Source organism: Bradyrhizobium sp. 604_D8_N2_3 (assembly GCF_051810765.1).
Taxonomy (GTDB): Bacteria; Pseudomonadota; Alphaproteobacteria; order Rhizobiales; family Xanthobacteraceae; genus Bradyrhizobium; species Bradyrhizobium barranii.
In genome coordinates this window covers 7360226-7375203 of sequence record NZ_JBPWPM010000001.1, presented here as the reverse complement: position 1 = coordinate 7375203, position 14978 = coordinate 7360226, and the positions used below count along the sequence as shown (strand labels likewise).

Annotated in this window: 15 protein-coding genes and 1 riboswitch; of the genes, 4 read left to right on the top strand and 11 right to left on the bottom strand. The window is 63.8% G+C overall.

Annotated features, from left to right (window positions below):
• Positions 1–69 precede the first annotated feature (69 nt).
• The 6 genes from thiC to AB7245_RS35335 all read right to left on the bottom strand — a co-directional run bounded on the left by thiC (position 70) and on the right by AB7245_RS35335 (position 5550).
• Complete coding sequence (gene thiC, locus AB7245_RS35360) at positions 70–1968, bottom strand: phosphomethylpyrimidine synthase ThiC (protein ID WP_085405145.1); 1899 nt, start codon at positions 1966–1968, stop codon at positions 70–72.
• A 24-nt stretch (positions 1969–1992) separates the two neighbouring features.
• On the bottom strand, positions 1993–2601 hold the full coding sequence (locus AB7245_RS35355) for a thiamine phosphate synthase (RefSeq protein WP_085405144.1): 609 nt from the start codon (positions 2599–2601) through the stop codon (positions 1993–1995).
• Complete coding sequence (locus tag AB7245_RS35350; protein ID WP_135214817.1) at positions 2588–3370, bottom strand: thiazole synthase; 783 nt, start codon at positions 3368–3370, stop codon at positions 2588–2590. The genes AB7245_RS35355 and AB7245_RS35350 overlap by 14 nt, the downstream gene beginning before the upstream one ends.
• A gap of 172 nt (positions 3371–3542) precedes the next feature.
• Positions 3543–3740 carry a sulfur carrier protein ThiS gene (thiS, locus tag AB7245_RS35345; RefSeq protein WP_028153774.1) on the bottom strand — a complete coding sequence of 66 codons (198 nt, stop codon included), beginning with the start codon at positions 3738–3740 and terminating at the stop codon, positions 3543–3545.
• Positions 3731–4741: an FAD-dependent oxidoreductase gene (locus tag AB7245_RS35340; RefSeq protein WP_085405142.1), complete on the bottom strand. Its 1011-nt coding sequence runs from the start codon at positions 4739–4741 to the stop codon at positions 3731–3733. Before AB7245_RS35340 ends, thiS begins: the two co-directional genes overlap by 10 nt.
• Positions 4729–4857, bottom strand: a riboswitch (TPP riboswitch). It overlaps the preceding gene by 13 nt.
• Before the next feature lie 156 nt (positions 4858–5013).
• Positions 5014–5550, bottom strand: a complete 537-nt coding sequence (locus tag AB7245_RS35335; protein ID WP_085405141.1) for a lytic transglycosylase domain-containing protein — start codon at positions 5548–5550, stop codon at positions 5014–5016.
• 224 nt (positions 5551–5774) lie between these two features.
• Between AB7245_RS35335 and AB7245_RS35330 the strand changes: the two genes are divergently transcribed.
• Positions 5775–5975: a hypothetical protein gene (locus AB7245_RS35330; protein ID WP_028153771.1), complete on the top strand. Its 201-nt coding sequence runs from the start codon at positions 5775–5777 to the stop codon at positions 5973–5975.
• Between the two features lie 8 nt (positions 5976–5983).
• Here the strand turns inward: AB7245_RS35330 and AB7245_RS35325 are convergent, their stop codons facing one another.
• Both AB7245_RS35325 and AB7245_RS35320 read right to left on the bottom strand, forming a co-directional pair.
• On the bottom strand, positions 5984–7312 hold the full coding sequence (locus AB7245_RS35325) for an ATP-binding protein (RefSeq protein ID WP_085405140.1): 1329 nt from the start codon (positions 7310–7312) through the stop codon (positions 5984–5986).
• A gap of 13 nt (positions 7313–7325) precedes the next feature.
• A complete protein-coding gene (locus AB7245_RS35320) occupies positions 7326–8090 on the bottom strand; it encodes a response regulator (RefSeq protein ID WP_085405139.1) in 765 nt (254 codons plus the stop codon).
• Positions 8091–8270: 180 nt separating this feature from the next.
• Here AB7245_RS35320 and AB7245_RS35315 point away from each other — a divergent pair, with 180 nt between their 5' ends.
• Entirely contained in the window at positions 8271–8849 is a 579-nt protein-coding gene (locus AB7245_RS35315) for a hypothetical protein (RefSeq protein ID WP_085405138.1), read from the top strand.
• Positions 8850–9086: 237 nt separating this feature from the next.
• Entirely contained in the window at positions 9087–9623 is a 537-nt protein-coding gene (locus AB7245_RS35310) for a PRC-barrel domain-containing protein (protein WP_135214816.1), read from the top strand.
• Between the two features lie 108 nt (positions 9624–9731).
• Here AB7245_RS35310 and AB7245_RS35305 read toward each other — a convergent pair whose 3' ends face one another.
• Complete coding sequence (locus AB7245_RS35305; RefSeq protein WP_085405136.1) at positions 9732–10943, bottom strand: ABC transporter substrate-binding protein; 1212 nt, start codon at positions 10941–10943, stop codon at positions 9732–9734.
• A gap of 505 nt (positions 10944–11448) precedes the next feature.
• Between AB7245_RS35305 and AB7245_RS35300 the strand changes: the two genes are divergently transcribed.
• A complete protein-coding gene (locus AB7245_RS35300) occupies positions 11449–12591 on the top strand; it encodes a hypothetical protein (protein WP_354077944.1) in 1143 nt (380 codons plus the stop codon).
• Positions 12592–12872: 281 nt separating this feature from the next.
• On the opposite strand, the gene AB7245_RS35295 is transcribed toward AB7245_RS35300, so the two are convergent.
• Together AB7245_RS35295 and AB7245_RS35290 are read right to left on the bottom strand one after the other, a co-directional pair.
• The gene (locus AB7245_RS35295) at positions 12873–13703 is read right to left on the bottom strand and encodes an ABC transporter permease (protein ID WP_085405134.1); all 831 of its coding nucleotides are present in this window, start codon (positions 13701–13703) and stop codon (positions 12873–12875) included.
• Positions 13700–14962, bottom strand: a complete 1263-nt coding sequence (locus tag AB7245_RS35290; RefSeq protein ID WP_085405133.1) for an ABC transporter permease — start codon at positions 14960–14962, stop codon at positions 13700–13702. The genes AB7245_RS35295 and AB7245_RS35290 overlap by 4 nt, the downstream gene beginning before the upstream one ends.
• Between the last annotated feature and the right edge of the window lie 16 nt (positions 14963–14978).

Sequence of the window (14978 nt, the reverse complement as noted above, 5' to 3'; positions counted from 1 at the left end):
AGATAGTCTCATAATGAGAGGGGCCGGACTTTCACCCGGCCCCTGAGTTCGATGGAGTAGGGATATCCTTCACAGCACCCGATTGCTCTCCTTCACCTTCTCCGCATCCAGATACACGCTTGAGCCCATCTCCTTGAACTTCGCGCTCATCTTCGCCATGCCGTCCTCGGCGGTGCCGCTCATCGACATGCCCACGCTGTTCGGGTCGTTCAGCGTCGCCGCATAGTCCCGCACGTCCTGGGTGATCTTCATCGAGCAGAATTTTGGTCCGCACATCGAGCAGAAATGCGCGACCTTGTGGGCTTCCTTCGGCAGGGTCTCGTCGTGGAAGTTCTTGGCGGTGTCGGGGTCGAGGCCGAGGTTGAACTGGTCGCTCCAGCGGAAGTCGAAACGGGCGCGGGAGAGCGCGTCGTCGCGGAGCTGGGCGGCCGGGTGGCCCTTGGCGAGGTCGGAGGCGTGCGCAGCGATCTTGTAGGTGATGACGCCGACCTTGACGTCGTTGCGATCAGGCAGGCCGAGATGCTCCTTCGGCGTGACGTAGCAGAGCATGGCGCAGCCGAACCAGCCGATCATGGCGGCGCCAATGCCCGAGGTGATGTGGTCGTAGCCCGGCGCGATGTCGGTGGTCAGCGGTCCAAGCGTGTAGAACGGCGCCTCGCCGCACTCCTTGAGCTGCTTGTCCATGTTGATCTTGATCTTGTGCATCGGCACGTGGCCGGGGCCCTCGATCATGACCTGACAGCCCTTGTCCCACGCGATCTTGGTCAGTTCACCGAGCGTCTCGAGTTCGGCGAACTGCGCGCGGTCGTTGGCATCCGCGATCGAGCCGGGGCGCAGGCCGTCGCCGAGCGAGAACGAGACGTCATACTTGCGCATGAGGTCGCAGATCTCGTCGAAATGGGTGTAGAGGAAGCTCTCCTTGTGATGCGCCAGGCACCACTTCGCCATGATCGAGCCGCCGCGGCTGACGATGCCGGTGACGCGGTTGGCGGTGAGGTGGATATAGGACAGGCGCACGCCGGCGTGGATGGTGAAGTAGTCGACGCCCTGCTCGCACTGCTCGATCAGCGTGTCCTTGTAGAGCTCCCAGGTCAGTTTGACGGGATCGCCTTCGCACTTCTCCAGCGCCTGGTAAATCGGCACGGTGCCGATCGGGATCGGCGCGTTGCGCAGAATCCATTCCCGGGTGGTGTGGATGTTGCGGCCGGTGGAGAGGTCCATCACGGTGTCGGCGCCCCAGCGGATCGCCCACACCATCTTGTCGACTTCCTCTTCCACCGACGACGTCACGGCGGAGTTGCCAATATTGGCGTTGATCTTGGTGAGGAAGTTGCGGCCGATGATCATCGGCTCCAACTCAGCGTGGTTGATGTTGCAGGGGATGATGGCGCGGCCGCGCGCGATCTCGGAGCGGACGAATTCCGGGGTGATGAAGGCAGGGACTTCGGCGCCAAAGCTTTCGCCGTCGGCCAGCGCTGCCTCCGCGCGATCGAGCTGTTTTTTGCGGCCGAGGTTTTCGCGCTCGGCGACGTAGATCATTTCCTTGGTGATGATGCCGGCGCGGGCGAATTCGAGCTGGGTGATCTTGTGGCCGTCGAGGCCGCGCAGCGGCTTGTGGTGCGCGGTGAAGGCCTTTGCGGCATGCGAGGCGCCGACGTTGCCATTGTCCTCCGGCTTGATATCGCGGCCCTGATACTCCTCGACGCCGCCTCGCTCCTTGACCCAGGCGAGACGGTTGCGCGACAGGCCGGCGTTGACGTCGATGGTAACGGTCGGGTCGGTGTAGGGGCCCGAGGTGTCGTAGACCGGCAGGTTGGGCTCGCCGGCGCCCTCGGAGAGGATGATCTCGCGCAACGGCACGCGGATGTCGGGCGCAGCGTCCGGAGACGCGAAGATTTTTCGCGACGAGGGCAGCGGGCCGGTGGTGACGGCGGGAACGGTCTTGTCGGGGTTGGAGCGGATGTTCATGGGATCCTCCGTTGTATCTCTCGTTCAGGCGGCTTTGGCGGAATCGCCAAGCCATTGTTTGACTCGCGCGTCCGGGTCGGCGTTTTGGGTGACGTCGCTGACGACGGCGATGGAATCTGCGCCGGCGGCAAAGATCTCCGCGGCGTGCTCGAACTTGATGCCGCCGATCGCGACCAGCGGGATGCTGCCGATCCGCTTCTTCCATTCCGTGATCTTCGGAATGCCCTGCGGTTCGAAGCGCATCGATTTGAGCGTGGTGAAGAAGATCGGACCGAGCGCGACGTAGTCGGGCTCTGCGGCACGCGCGGTCTCTAGCTCCGCGTCGTCATGGGTGGAGATGCCGAGCGACAGGCCGGCCTCGCGGATGGCCTTGAGGTCCGCTTCCGCCAGGTCTTCCTGACCGAGGTGCAGATATTTTGCGCCGGCGACGACGGCCGCGCGCCAATAGTCGTTCACGACCAGCTTGGCCTGCGTGTCCTTCGTGATCGCCAGCGCATCGGTGACGATCTGGAGCGCGTCGGCATCGTTGAGGTCTTTCGCGCGCAGCTGGATGGTGCCGACGCCGAGCTTGGTCAGGCGTTCGACCCATTTGAGGCTGTCGACGACGGGATAGAAGCGATCAGGATACGGCATGCCAGAATGGTGTCCCAACGACAGGGGTGGAGGGGGAAGCGAAGTCGCGGGCGTTCATCAGCCCGGCTTCGTAGGCGGTGCGGCCGGCATCACAGCCGAGACGGAAGGCATTGGCCATCGCGACGGGATCGGCGGCTTTAGCGATGGCGGTGTTGAGCAGCACGGCGTCGTAGCCGAGTTCGAGCGCCTCGGCCGCATGCGACGGCGCGCCGATGCCGGCATCGACCACCAGCGTGATATCAGGCAGGCGCTCGCGCAGCAGTTTCAGCGCGTCGCGGTTGGTGATGCCGCGGGCCGAGCCGATCGGCGCGGCCCAGGGCATGACGACCTTGCAGCCGGCATCGACCAGGCGGTTCGCGACCGAGAGATCCTCGGTGCAATAGGGGAACACCTCAAAGCCGTCCTTGATCAGGATGGTGGCGGCTTCGACCAGGCCGACGACGTCGGGCTGCAGCGTGTCGTTGTCGGCGATCACTTCCAGCTTGATCCAGGATGTGCCGAACAATTCGCGCGCGAGTTTTGCGGTGGTCACGGCTTCGCGCACGCTGCGGCAGCCGGCGGTGTTCGGCAGCACGCTGACGTCGAGCTCGCGGATCAGATTCCAGAATGCGTCCCCGGTCTTGCCGCCGGCGGCTTCGCGGCGCAGCGATACCGTGACGATGTTCGAGCCGGAGGCACGGATCGCCGCCTGCATGATCGCAGGCGAGGGATACAGCGCGCTGCCGATCAGGAGGCGGGAGGGGAAGGATTTGCCGTAGAAGGTCACCATGTCCGAGGTGTCTCCTCAAGTTCAACTGTCGTCCCCGCGAAGGCGGGGACCCATACCGCGTGATTTCTCTTGGGGCACGTGGGGAGAGACCGGCCGCCATAACCGCTCCCTGTGGTTATGGGTCCCCGCCTTCGCGGGGACGACAAGTGGAGAGAGCGTGCCATCATCTCCCTCACCCTCCCTGCCGCGGCGTGATGATCTCGATCTCGTCGCCGGCCTTGAGGTGGGTCTCGGCCCAGCGGCTTTTCGGCACGACGTCGTAATTGAGCGCGATCGCGAAATGGGTGCCCTCGTAGTCGAGCTCGGCCAGCAGCGCGTCGACGCTTGCGGAATTCACCTCGCGCTGCTCGCCGTTGACGATCACGCGCATTGCATCACCTCATTGTCGATCTGGCCGCGCTGGACGTATTGCAGCGTCAGCTCGGCGAGCGCCGGTGCGATCAGGAAGCCGTGGCGGTAGAGCCCGTTAACGCTGATCTGGCCGCCACGAATGCCGATGCGCGGCAGATTGTCGGGGAAAGCGGGGCGCAAGCCCGAGCCGAATTCGACGATGCGGGCCTCGCCGAAAGCAGGATGCACGGCATAGGCCGCACCCAGCAGCTCCAGCGCGGAGCGCACGCTGACGCCGGTGTCCTCGGCCTCGATCGAGGTCGCGCCCAGCATGAACAGATTGTCCTCGCGCGGGATCACGTAGAGCGGCCAGCGCGGATGGATCAGCCGCACCGGGCGCGCCAGCCGCACCTCGCCGGTCTCGATCAAAATCATCTCGCCCTTGACGCCGCGCAACTCCGGCTGCTCGTCGCGCGCGCCGAGGCCGCGGCAGTCGATCACGATACCGTCGAGGTCTTTGGCGGAGACGTCGCTGGAGAACTTGATGATGCCGCCGGCGGCGCGGATGCGCTCGTGCAGCTTCGGCAGCACGCGGCGCGGCTCGACATGGCCCTCGGTCGGGAAGAACAGCGCGTCGCGGAAGCGGCCCTCCAGCGACGGCTCGAGCTCGGCAAGGCTGGTCGCATCTAGCCGGCGGTGGCCTTCGGTCATCCGCGCAAAGCGCTCGAAATCGTTGCGCTCGCGCGGGTGGGCGACGACGAGCGAGCCATTGAAGGGGGTGTCCGGCAGCTCGCGCCGCCAGATGTCCAGGGAGCGCTGGCCGAGCCTGGAGATGATGGGTTCGGCGACCTCCGCCTCGCACCAGGGCGCGAGCATCCCGCCGGCCCAATGGCTGGTGGAATCGGTCATCGCGGCGTCACCGCGCTCGTGTAGCGTCACGGCATGGCCGGCCTGCGCGAACAAAAGCGCCTGCCAGGCACCTGCAATGCCTGCGCCGATGATGGATACCGGGGAATCCGGTCGCTTGGTGGTCTGCAACATCCCTGTCCCTTCGCCGGCATGACCCGGATCAGGTTCAAAGGGTCACCGCGGTCCTGGGCCTTCTGACCCATTTAGCGGTATCTCAGCTCCTCCTCGGAGCACCCCTCGGAACGGCTCTAATGTATGCCAGCGGGACGGGGTGGTCAACGCGCTAGCCACAGGGCTGACATTCCGGCGCGGTCCGCCGGACCGAACCCCGGGTGCGCAATTGCGCACCGGGGAAGCTCGAGATTCCGGGCTCGATGCTTCGCATCGCCCCGGAATGACGGTGGCTAGTGGTTGGGAACCTGCGCCCGCGCATTGCTGACGCGCTGGGCCAGCTTCTTATGCGGCGCCGTCCCGAGCATCGGCTGCGGATTGCCGTTCGGCTCGAGCCAGGTGTCGCCCATATTGGCGACCTGCATGGCCTCCTGACGCTGCCGCTTTGCAACGTAGTAATAGCCGCCCGCGAAATAACGCACGGCTCGGGCGTGGTCGCCGTTGGCGGCGCGATAGGCGCCGGCGAGGTATTTGACGGCGTAGGTGAGGTTGGTGTTGGGATCGCGCAGGCCGGCGGCGTCGCCGGTGTAGCCGACCCCGCGGGCGGTCGCGAGCTTGATCTGCATCAGGCCGATGGTGCCGCCGCGACCGATCAGGCCGGGCTGATAGCGGCTCTCGCGCATGATGACGCGATGCACCAGCGCTTCCGGCACGCCGTTGGCGCGGGCATGGGCCGCGACCATCTCGGCATATTCGGCTTCGCCCGCGAATGCGGCCTGGGGCAACATCAGCCCGGCCGCAGCGACCACGGCAATACGCAAAATTTTCATTGAATTATTCCTCGGCAGAACGAACCTGCACCCGTGCGCGTTAGGCCGTGGGAACACGGCGATGATGTGGCGAAACGCCGCCAGCGGCGATTTTCGCGGGGCCGTCGTTTTTACGACTCAAACCCAGGTTAGGATTGCACTTGGCGATGTGCGTTACGCGACAGCAGGTCTGTCTATTCGTGCATTCGCCCAAAAATCGCTATTCAAAATTCGGGAGAACGTCCATGACCCGAGCAGACATCGGCGACATCCCCAAGCAGAACCCCTGTGCGCAATGTGGGGCACCGATCCCGTCTCCGGACTGGATCGAGCCGGGCGAAGGCCGCGTTTCCTATCTCTGGAAATGCCACGCCTGCGGCTACCGCTTTGAGGCGGTGGCGATCTTCGATGAGCACCCGATCGAGCATCCGCCGCTCGCCGCCTGAGGCGTGCCTTACGCCGCCCGCCGCGGCTGCTGCCATACCGGCAACTGCATCCGCACGATCAGCCCGTGCGGCGCGCGGTCGTGCAACGACAATTCGCCGCCATGAGCGATCGCGATGGCGCGCGCGATCGACAGGCCGAGCCCGAAGCCGGTGTGCTCGTCCATGGTGCGCGCGTCGTCGCCGCGCGCGAACGGCTCCAGCATCTCCTGCTTGCGCGCATCCGAGATGCCGGGGCCGTCGTCCTCGACGTCGATGACGAGCCTGGTGCCTGATACGTCGAGGCGGATCGTCACTTCGGCGCCGAAGCGAACCGCGTTCTCGACGAGGTTGGTGACGCCCCGATGCAGCTCGTCGGGCCGCGCGGCGGCCGTAGCCGAAGCGGGGCCGTCATAGTGCACGACATGGCCCATGTCGCCGAACTGGTCGGCGATGACCTGGAGCGTGCTCGCGATGTCGACCAGCGTCACCGCCTCGATCTTGCGGTCGTTGCGCAGCAGCGACAACACGGATTCCAGCATCGAGCGCATCTGGTCGAGATCGATCAGCATGCGCCTTCGGTTGCCCTCGTCCTCGATGAACTCGGCGCGCAGGCGCAGCCGGGTGATCGGCGTTCGCAGGTCGTGGCTGATCGCCGCCAGCATCCGGGTGCGATCCGACATCAGCCGCGCGATCCGCTCATGCATGCGGTTGAGCGCGCGCGCGACCGAGCGGATCTCCTCCGGGCCGCGCTCGGGCAGCGGATCGGCCGCCCCGTCCAGGCTGAAATTCTCGGCGGCCCTGGCAAACGAGGACAGCGGCGCGGCCAGCGCGTAGGCCGCCCACAGGCCGAGCATCGTGACGCTGATCAGCGCGAACAGCAGCGTTATCATCCAGGGGCCGCCCCAGAACCGCGGCGGATGCGGGCCCTGCTCGACGCGGCCTGCGATCACGCTGCCGTCGGGAAGCTCGACCGCGACGCGGTGCACGCCGAAATTCGGGGGCAGCGCGACCACCTTGTACTGATGGCCGAGATGCCGGCGCACGTTGCGCAGATGCGGGCCCTCCCTGTCGTCGGCGACGGAGAAGGTCCCCGGCGCGAGGAGCTCGATGCCGGCCTTCGGAAACGCACGCACGATATTGGCGAGGATGCGCGGCCGCTCGCTCGCATCCGTGCCGTTGAGCAGCAGCGCCGCGTCCGCGAGCTGATGGGCGGCGTCGGGCGGCGGCTCGGCCCGGTCCGGCCGGCTGATCAGAAAGCTGGCGGTGAGGATCAGATGCAGCGCGACGATCGACGCCACCACCAGCGCGGCGATCTGTCCACCGATGCTTTTGAGGTGGAAGAAGCGGAACGGCGTCATGACGACCGCTCCACTAACTGCCCAGGGTCGCCGCGACCGCTTCATTGCCAGCTGCTTCAGTCCCGGCCGCTTCGGTTCTGGGCGTGAACAGATAGCCGCCGGAGCGCACCGTCTTGATGATGGTGGGATCGGCCGGATTGGGCTCGATCTTGCGGCGGATGCGGCTGACCAGCACGTCGATCGAGCGCTCGAACGAGCCGGTGTTGCGCCCTTGCGTGAGGTCGAGCAGGCTGTCGCGCGACAGCACGCGGCCGGGCCGTTCGCAGAACGTCCGCAAAAGATCGAACTCGGCGCTGGTCACCGCGACGCGCGCGCCTTCCGGATTGCGCAATTCGCGCAGGCGCAGATCGATGCGCCAGCCCTCGAAGACGAGCGTGGAGGCGCCCTCGATCGAGCTTGCCGCCTGGGCTGCGGCCTGGCGGCGCAGCACCGCGTTGATGCGTGCGAGCAGCTCGCGCGGGTTGAACGGCTTCGGCAGATAGTCGTCCGCGCCCATCTCGAGGCCGACGATGCGATCGACGTCCTCGCCGCGCGCGGTCAGCATGATGATCGGCGTCTGCGCCTCCGAGCGTACCTTGCGGCACAGGCTCAAGCCGTCCTCGCCGGGCAGCATGACGTCGAGGATGATGAGGTCGACCCTGTGATCGGCCAAGGCACGCGACATCTCCCGACCATCGCTCACGGTGGTGACGTTGCAGGCGTTGTTGCGCAGGTACTTTGCAATCAACGTCCGGGTTTCGCGGTCGTCCTCGACGACCAGGATGTTGGGATTGGCCATGCGCTTTGTTTGTCCAAGATTCGGGCCAAAAGGCGAAGATTTTTGTTTCGGATTGTTTCTGCCTGTCCGGGCGCAACAGCAGGCAATACCCGGGCAGGGAAGCGGCAAGGTCTCGTTAAGGCCGCTAACCATACCGTGGCGGTGTCGCTTACGAAACCCCGCAAAAGCCACGGAGCCATTATGACCTCGATTTCGGCGGCCTCCGCCGGTAACTACCAGTCGCCCCTGCAGCGGCTTCAGCAGCAATTGCAATCGGACGTTTCCGACGGCACGATCTCGTCGTCGGACCAGTCGGCGCTCTCGACGGCGCTGACCGATATCGACACCGCCTTGCAGTCGAGCCGATCCAGCGATCAGTCGAGCGGCACGCGTCCTTCCAAGGACGAGATGAAGTCGAAGATCGACGATCTCATCGCCAACGAAGTGTCGAACGGGACGCTGACCTCGGACCAGGCGGACGAACTGAAGAACGTGTTTCAGTCCGCTTTCGCCAAGGGGCCCGGCGGCGCCGGTGGCCCCGGTGGTCCGGGTGGTGCGGGCGGACCGCCGCCCGGTCCGCCGCCGGATGACAGCTCGTCGGATTCGTCCTCGACGGACTCGACCAGCAGCACGTCGACCAACACGACCACGGCGGACATTCTCCAGCAATTCCTCCAGGCGCTCCAGCAGTCGCAATCGTCGAGCGCGTCCTACGGCGCCAACGGCAGCTCATTCGGCGGTTCGGATTTCTCCGCACTTCTAATCGACTTCAAGAGCTGACCTGAGCGACGCAGGTCGGCGCGTTCCTCGCCGCGATCGTGCTTCACCCAGGGCGCATGATCGTCGGCGGGGAACTGTGCATCAGGAACGTTCCTCATCGAACGTTCCTGAGTGACGCAGGAACTTTCATCGCAGCGCAGCGCCATCATCGCGTGACGAAATTGCCGCAGAAAAGGAACTGCGGATGATCGCCGCTGTTCTCTCCGCATAAGCTTTCTGCTGAAGGAGAGGACAACAATGTTGATGAAATCGATCGCCGCCGGCCTTGCCGGCACCGCACTGCTTGCGACCGTTGCGTTCGCGCAAAACCCGACCGCCACCACCGACAAGGCAGCGCCCGCGGCCACCACCACCACCACCACCACAACGACGACGACTGCGTCGGGCGAGTGGCGTGCCTCGAAGATGTCGGGCCTGAAGATCTACAACGACGCCAACGAGAACATTGGCTCGATCAACGACCTGCTGATGGACAAGAGCGGCAACATCAAGATTGCCGTGATCGGCGTCGGCGGCTTCCTCGGCATGGGCGAGCATCTGGTCGCCGTCCCCTACGAGAAGCTGAAGTTCGTCAACGAGGCCGTCGCCTACACCGGCACGGGCGCGAAGCCTGCGGCGACCACGACCACCGGCGCTGCGACCGGCACCGAGAAGACCACGACGACGACGGCTACGACCGCCTCGTCCACGTCGAAATGGTATCCGGACCACGCCGTGTTCAATGCCAGCAAGGACGAGCTGAAGAACATGCCCGAGTTCAAGTACTCGGAGTAATGCTGCTCACGTGACGGCCGAAACGAAGCGCGCCCGGTTTTCACCGGGCGCGCTGTCGTGTCTTTCGTCTTTCACCTCTCCCCGCAAGCGGGGAGAGGGAGAAGACGTTCAGTGCGTCACCAGCGGGCAGCCACCCTTGTCGAGCGGACGGAAGGCTTCGTCGCCGGGGACGGTGGCGATCAGCTTGTAGAGGTCCCACTCGCCCTTGGACTCCTCCGGCTTCTTCACCTCGAACAGATACATGTCGTGCACCATGCGGCCGTCGATGCGGATCTTGCCGTTCCTGGCGAAGAAGTCGTTGACCGGCGTTTTGCGCATCTGCTCCATCACCTTCGGCGCCTCGTCGGTCTTGATGGCCTCGATCGCCTTCAGATAGTGCATGGTCGCCGAGTAGAGACCGGCCTGGATCATGGTCGGCATATGACCGACCTTCTCGTTGAACCGCTTCGAGAAGGCGCGCGTCTCCTCGTTCATGTCCCAGTAGAACGCGTCGGTGACGATCAGGCCTTGCGTCGCCTTGATGCCGAGCGAATGGGTGTCGGTGATCTCCTGGAGCAGCGCGATCATCTTCTGGCCACCCTGAACGAGACCGAATTCGGCCGCCTGCTTCAGCGCGTTGGTGGTATCGCCGCCGGCATTCGCCAGCGCGACCACCTTGGCCTTGGAGGCCTGGGCCTGCAGCAGGAAGGACGAGAAGTCCGAGGAATTGAGCGGATGGCGGACCTCGCCGAGCACCTTGCCGCCGCTCTCCTTGACCACGTTGGCGGCGTCGCGCTGCAGCGCCATGCCGAAGGCGTAGTCGGCGGTGACGAAGAACCAGGTGTCCTCGCCGCGCTTCACCATCGCCTTGCCGGCGACGTTCGACAGGGCATAGGTGTCGTAGGTCCAGTGCACGGTGTTGGGCGAGCAGGCGACGCCGGTGATGTCCGATGACCCGCCGCCGGAGTTGATGTTGATCTTGTTCTTCTCGCGCGTCAGCGCCGAGATCGGCAGTGCCACCGAGGATGTCGGCACGTCGAAGATCGCGTCGACCTTGTCGTTGTCGTACCAGTTGCGGGCGATGTTGACGCCGACGTCGGGCTTGTTCTGGTGATCGGCGGCGACCACCTGCACCGGCTTGCCCGCGACCTTGGCGCCGTAATCGGCAACCGCCATCTCGACGGCGGCGAGCGAGCCCTTGCCGGTCGCGTCCGCATAGAGGCTCGACATGTCCGTGAGCACGCCGATCTTGACGACATCGTCGGAAATCTGCGCCTGCGCCGCGCCTGACGAGGCGGCGAGAGCGAGGCCGGCCGCAACCGCGGCGATGAGTTTTTGCATATGTCTCTCCCTGTGTGTTGTTGTTGGGGCGTTGTTGCAGGGACAGTTCTAGCGACAATCGGTCGCGGCAGCTAAGCCAAAGATGCGTGAGGGGGTGGAGAAATAAGCAGGGCGCGGCGGTGTTTCCTTCGCCTCTCCCCGCATGCGGGGAGAGGCTGCAGCGCATCGAAGATGCGATGCGGGTGAGGGGGACTCCCTCAAGAAAGGCGAGACGATCGAGCGGCGCCGCGAAGCCGGCGTGTAGCACTACGCGATCGCGCCGGACAAGCAGATGGAGGTGCCGAACGTTGACAAGCATGCGGCGTAGACCAGCCCCCATTTGAACGGCACGTCATCACATCATGCCCCGCTTCGGAAACGAGCGGGTTTCGTTTCGCCCAATCATCGCAGCTCAAGTCTCTCGCCGGAGTTGTGGTCCCTCGGAGAAATGATCATAGTGACGATCCGCAACCCGAACAGCGGGCGGGCCAAAGTTTACCTTTAAACATTTCAGGTGAGGGGCAACATGTTTGATTTCAACGGCAATTCCGTCAACATTGGCAGCATCCCCGTCAATGTTGAAGTCGATGGCGTCCACGTCAGTGTTGAGAGCCTTCTAAAGATCTCGGGAAACTTCAATCCTGTCTCGTTCGCTGCGAGCACAGCTTTCAGTGTCTTTGCGTCGTTGTTCAATGCAGCAAAAGAACGCGCTCTACTCAGACAACAGATTGATCTGCTCAACGATATTCGTGACCGGCTCGACGCTCTAAATCAAACAGCTGCAGCAATCCTGCATGCTTTGAACGCCCTACCTGTGACCATTCAACACATCGTCCGCGACGAACGCCTGAACGATCATTATGCGCTGATCGAGTCAAACATGCAGAAGTTCGTCAGTAATTCTGCCCATCGCGTTTTCCCGCAGGATCTCGAGAAGATCCGGGACGAGTTCTTCGCACTCGCAGAGGCCGAAACGAGGATCAGCAACATTGCCAAGTTTGTTCACTACGTCGAGTTCATGAACTTTATCGATAAAGGCGAATACCAGGATTTCCTGCGCAGCTGCCTCCGCAAACGCATTGTGTTTCTTAATTTGCTCATGGATGATCTGGTCAAGAAATTCGCGACACGCTACTTCACTTTGACCAGCGAGCTCGCAAACAGCTACACCAATTTCACAACCCGTCCGATGGAAGTCGATAACCTCACAAATGAAGGCACCTACTTCAATGGTCTAATGCCCGCTCGCGCCAAGCTGCGCATCGGACAAGGAACAGGCCAATTTGACGATGTGCTGCTTGAGTATACCCCGTTCTCGAACGAAGAGGTGATGCAGCACCTGTCGAGCACGCACCTGACCTATGCGAGCAAACAGAACTTCAGCTTCGACATGCATGCCGCAATGCTTCGCTGCCGCGGTAGCGATAGCGACGATACAGAGTGCCGCACCTACCAAACCAGTTTGGGCGGAGGGTTCCAGGAATATCAGCGGCGCGAGCAACTGATGCGCGCTGCCTACGATGCTTTCAAGCACGCCGTGCCAGAAATAAACGAAGACATCGCCCGCTTCGCCGAGCTTGAACAGTTGAGGAATTCTCTGGAGAAGTGCGCCGCGTTTGACTACGCGGCCAAGCTCCGCGGCGCGAAAGATCATATCCGACGCAACTAGGGCGTGTACTCATAAATCGGGGACGCAGTGAAGTCCGCTATGCCTCTAATCGCGGCGCGAACGCGGACGTCGCAGGACTTCCGCGTTGGGCCGATGAACAGACTTCATTCGCTGCTGTTGGTCCGAAGTCGTTGGCAGGGAACGTCACCAAGGTCTCGCTTGCTCATGGCGTAAATGTTGCGAACAAATCGGTAATGTCGCGATACTCGACATGATAATTCCCATCCTGCCCGTCAACGGCAGGTTGCCCGGGTCCCAAGTCTGAAGGACTGGCACGCCTGTCACGCGCCGCTGCCCTTGAGCCGTTCGTTGCGACGGCGCAGGCCTTCCAGGGTGGCGAGGAGGATGACCGACACTGTGGTCAAAACCACCGCCGCTGCCGTGATGGTCGGACTGATGTTCTCGCGGATGCCGCTGAACATCTCGCGCGGCAGGGTGCGCTGCTCCGGACCTGCCATGAACAGCACGATCACCACCTCGTCGAAGCTGGTCGCGAAGGCGAACAGCGCACCTGACGCCAGGCCGGGCAGGATCAGCGGCAGGATCACGCGGCGGAACGCATAAAGCGGCGAGGCGCCGAGCGAGGCGGCGGCGCGTGCCAGATTGGTGTCGAAGCTTTGCAGCGTCGCGCCGACCGTGATCACCACAAAGGGCGTCGCCAGCGCGGTGTGGGCCAGGATCAGGCCGAGATAACTGCCGGTCAGTCCGATCGGCGCGAAGAAGAAATACAGGCCGACCGCGGTGATGACGCCGGGCACGACGACCGGCGACAGCACGAAAGCCAGCACGAGCGGTTTGAACCGGCTCTTCCACTGCGCCAGCCCCAGCGCGGCCAGCGTGCCAAGCACCATCGACAGCAGGGTTGAGGCGACGCCGATGATCATGCTGTTCTTCAGCGAATTCATCCAGCGCGGCGAATTGATGAAGTCGTCGTACCAGCGCAAGGAGAGGCCCGGCAGCGGATAGGTGAGGTACGAGCCCGAGCTGAAGGACAGCGGCATGATCGCAAGGATCGGCGCGATCAGGAAGATGAACACCAGCGTGGAGATGATGATGGTCGCGGTCCACGCGATGCGCTGGCTGGGCGTGCGGAGGGAAGAATGATCGCTCAATTCTTCATCCCTCCCGTGACTTGCTGTCCCTGCACCAGCTTGCCGTAGACGAGAGCGAGCAGAAGAGTGGCCAGCAGCAGCACCGCACCCAACGCCGAAGCAAGGCCCCAATTGGCCGTCTCGGTCGTGTAGAGCGCGATGAAGTAGCTGATCATCTGATCGGCGGCGCCGCCGACGAGGGCCGGCGTGATGTAGTAGCCGAGCGCCAGGATGAAGACGAGCAGGCTTCCCGCGCCGATGCCGGGCAGGGTCTGAGGCAGGTAGATCCGCAGGAAGGCAGTGGTCGGTGGCGCGCCGAGCGAGGCGGCGGCACGCATGTACGCAGGCGAGATCGCTTTCATGCTGCTGTACAGCGGCAGGATCATGAACGGCAGGAGAACGTGGGTCATGGCCACGCAGACACCGAAGCGGTTGTAGATCAGCCGCAACGGCTCGTCGATGATGCCAAGCCAGTGCAGGCTGTCGTTCACGACGCCCTTGCTCTGCAACAAGACGATCCAGGCGCAGGTGCGGACCAGAAGCGACGTCCAGAACGGCAGCAGGACGAAGATCATCAGCAGGTTCGACCGGCCCGGCGGCAGCGTTGCCAGTAGGTAAGCGACCGGGAAGCCGAGGATCAGGCAGAGTACCGTGACGCTGAAGCTGATGAGGAAGGTGCGGGCGAAGACGTTGCGGTAGATCGCCTGGTCTGATGCGGCCGCGACGATCGCACCATCGACGTTCCGCGTCAGGTCGAGCGCCGCCAGCAGATAGAATCCGGTCACCGGGCCACCGGCATCCTTGATCGTCGTCCAGGTGGCCCGTTCGCGCCAGGCCGGGTTGATCTTGCCCAGTGTCTCCCTGGCGGTGCCGGGCTCCGGCTGCGCCTTCAGATTACGTGCCGTGCTGGTCAGGATCGTACGAAAACCGTTCAGGGCGTAATTGAGCCGCTTGGCCGCGATGGCGATGATGCCGGAAGCGCGCGCCGCCAGGATGTCGCTTGCCAGCGCTGCAAAGGCCTTTTCATCCGGCAGGTCCTTGCCGTCCCAGTCGGCGAGAGCAGCGATGGTTTGCGGCAGAACCTGACGCACCTCGCGGTCATCGACCGCGCGCCACAGCATGCCGGCGATCGGGCCTGCGAAGGTGAAGAGCAGGAAGACGAGAAGCGGCAGCACCAGCGCCAATGCCTTGACCTGACGTGTCCGCTCCGCACGCCTCAATCGGCGCTTGAGCGGCACCTCGGTCAACGCATTGGCGCCGGTCAAGCGCGCATCCGTCATTGGTCGAGCCTTGGAT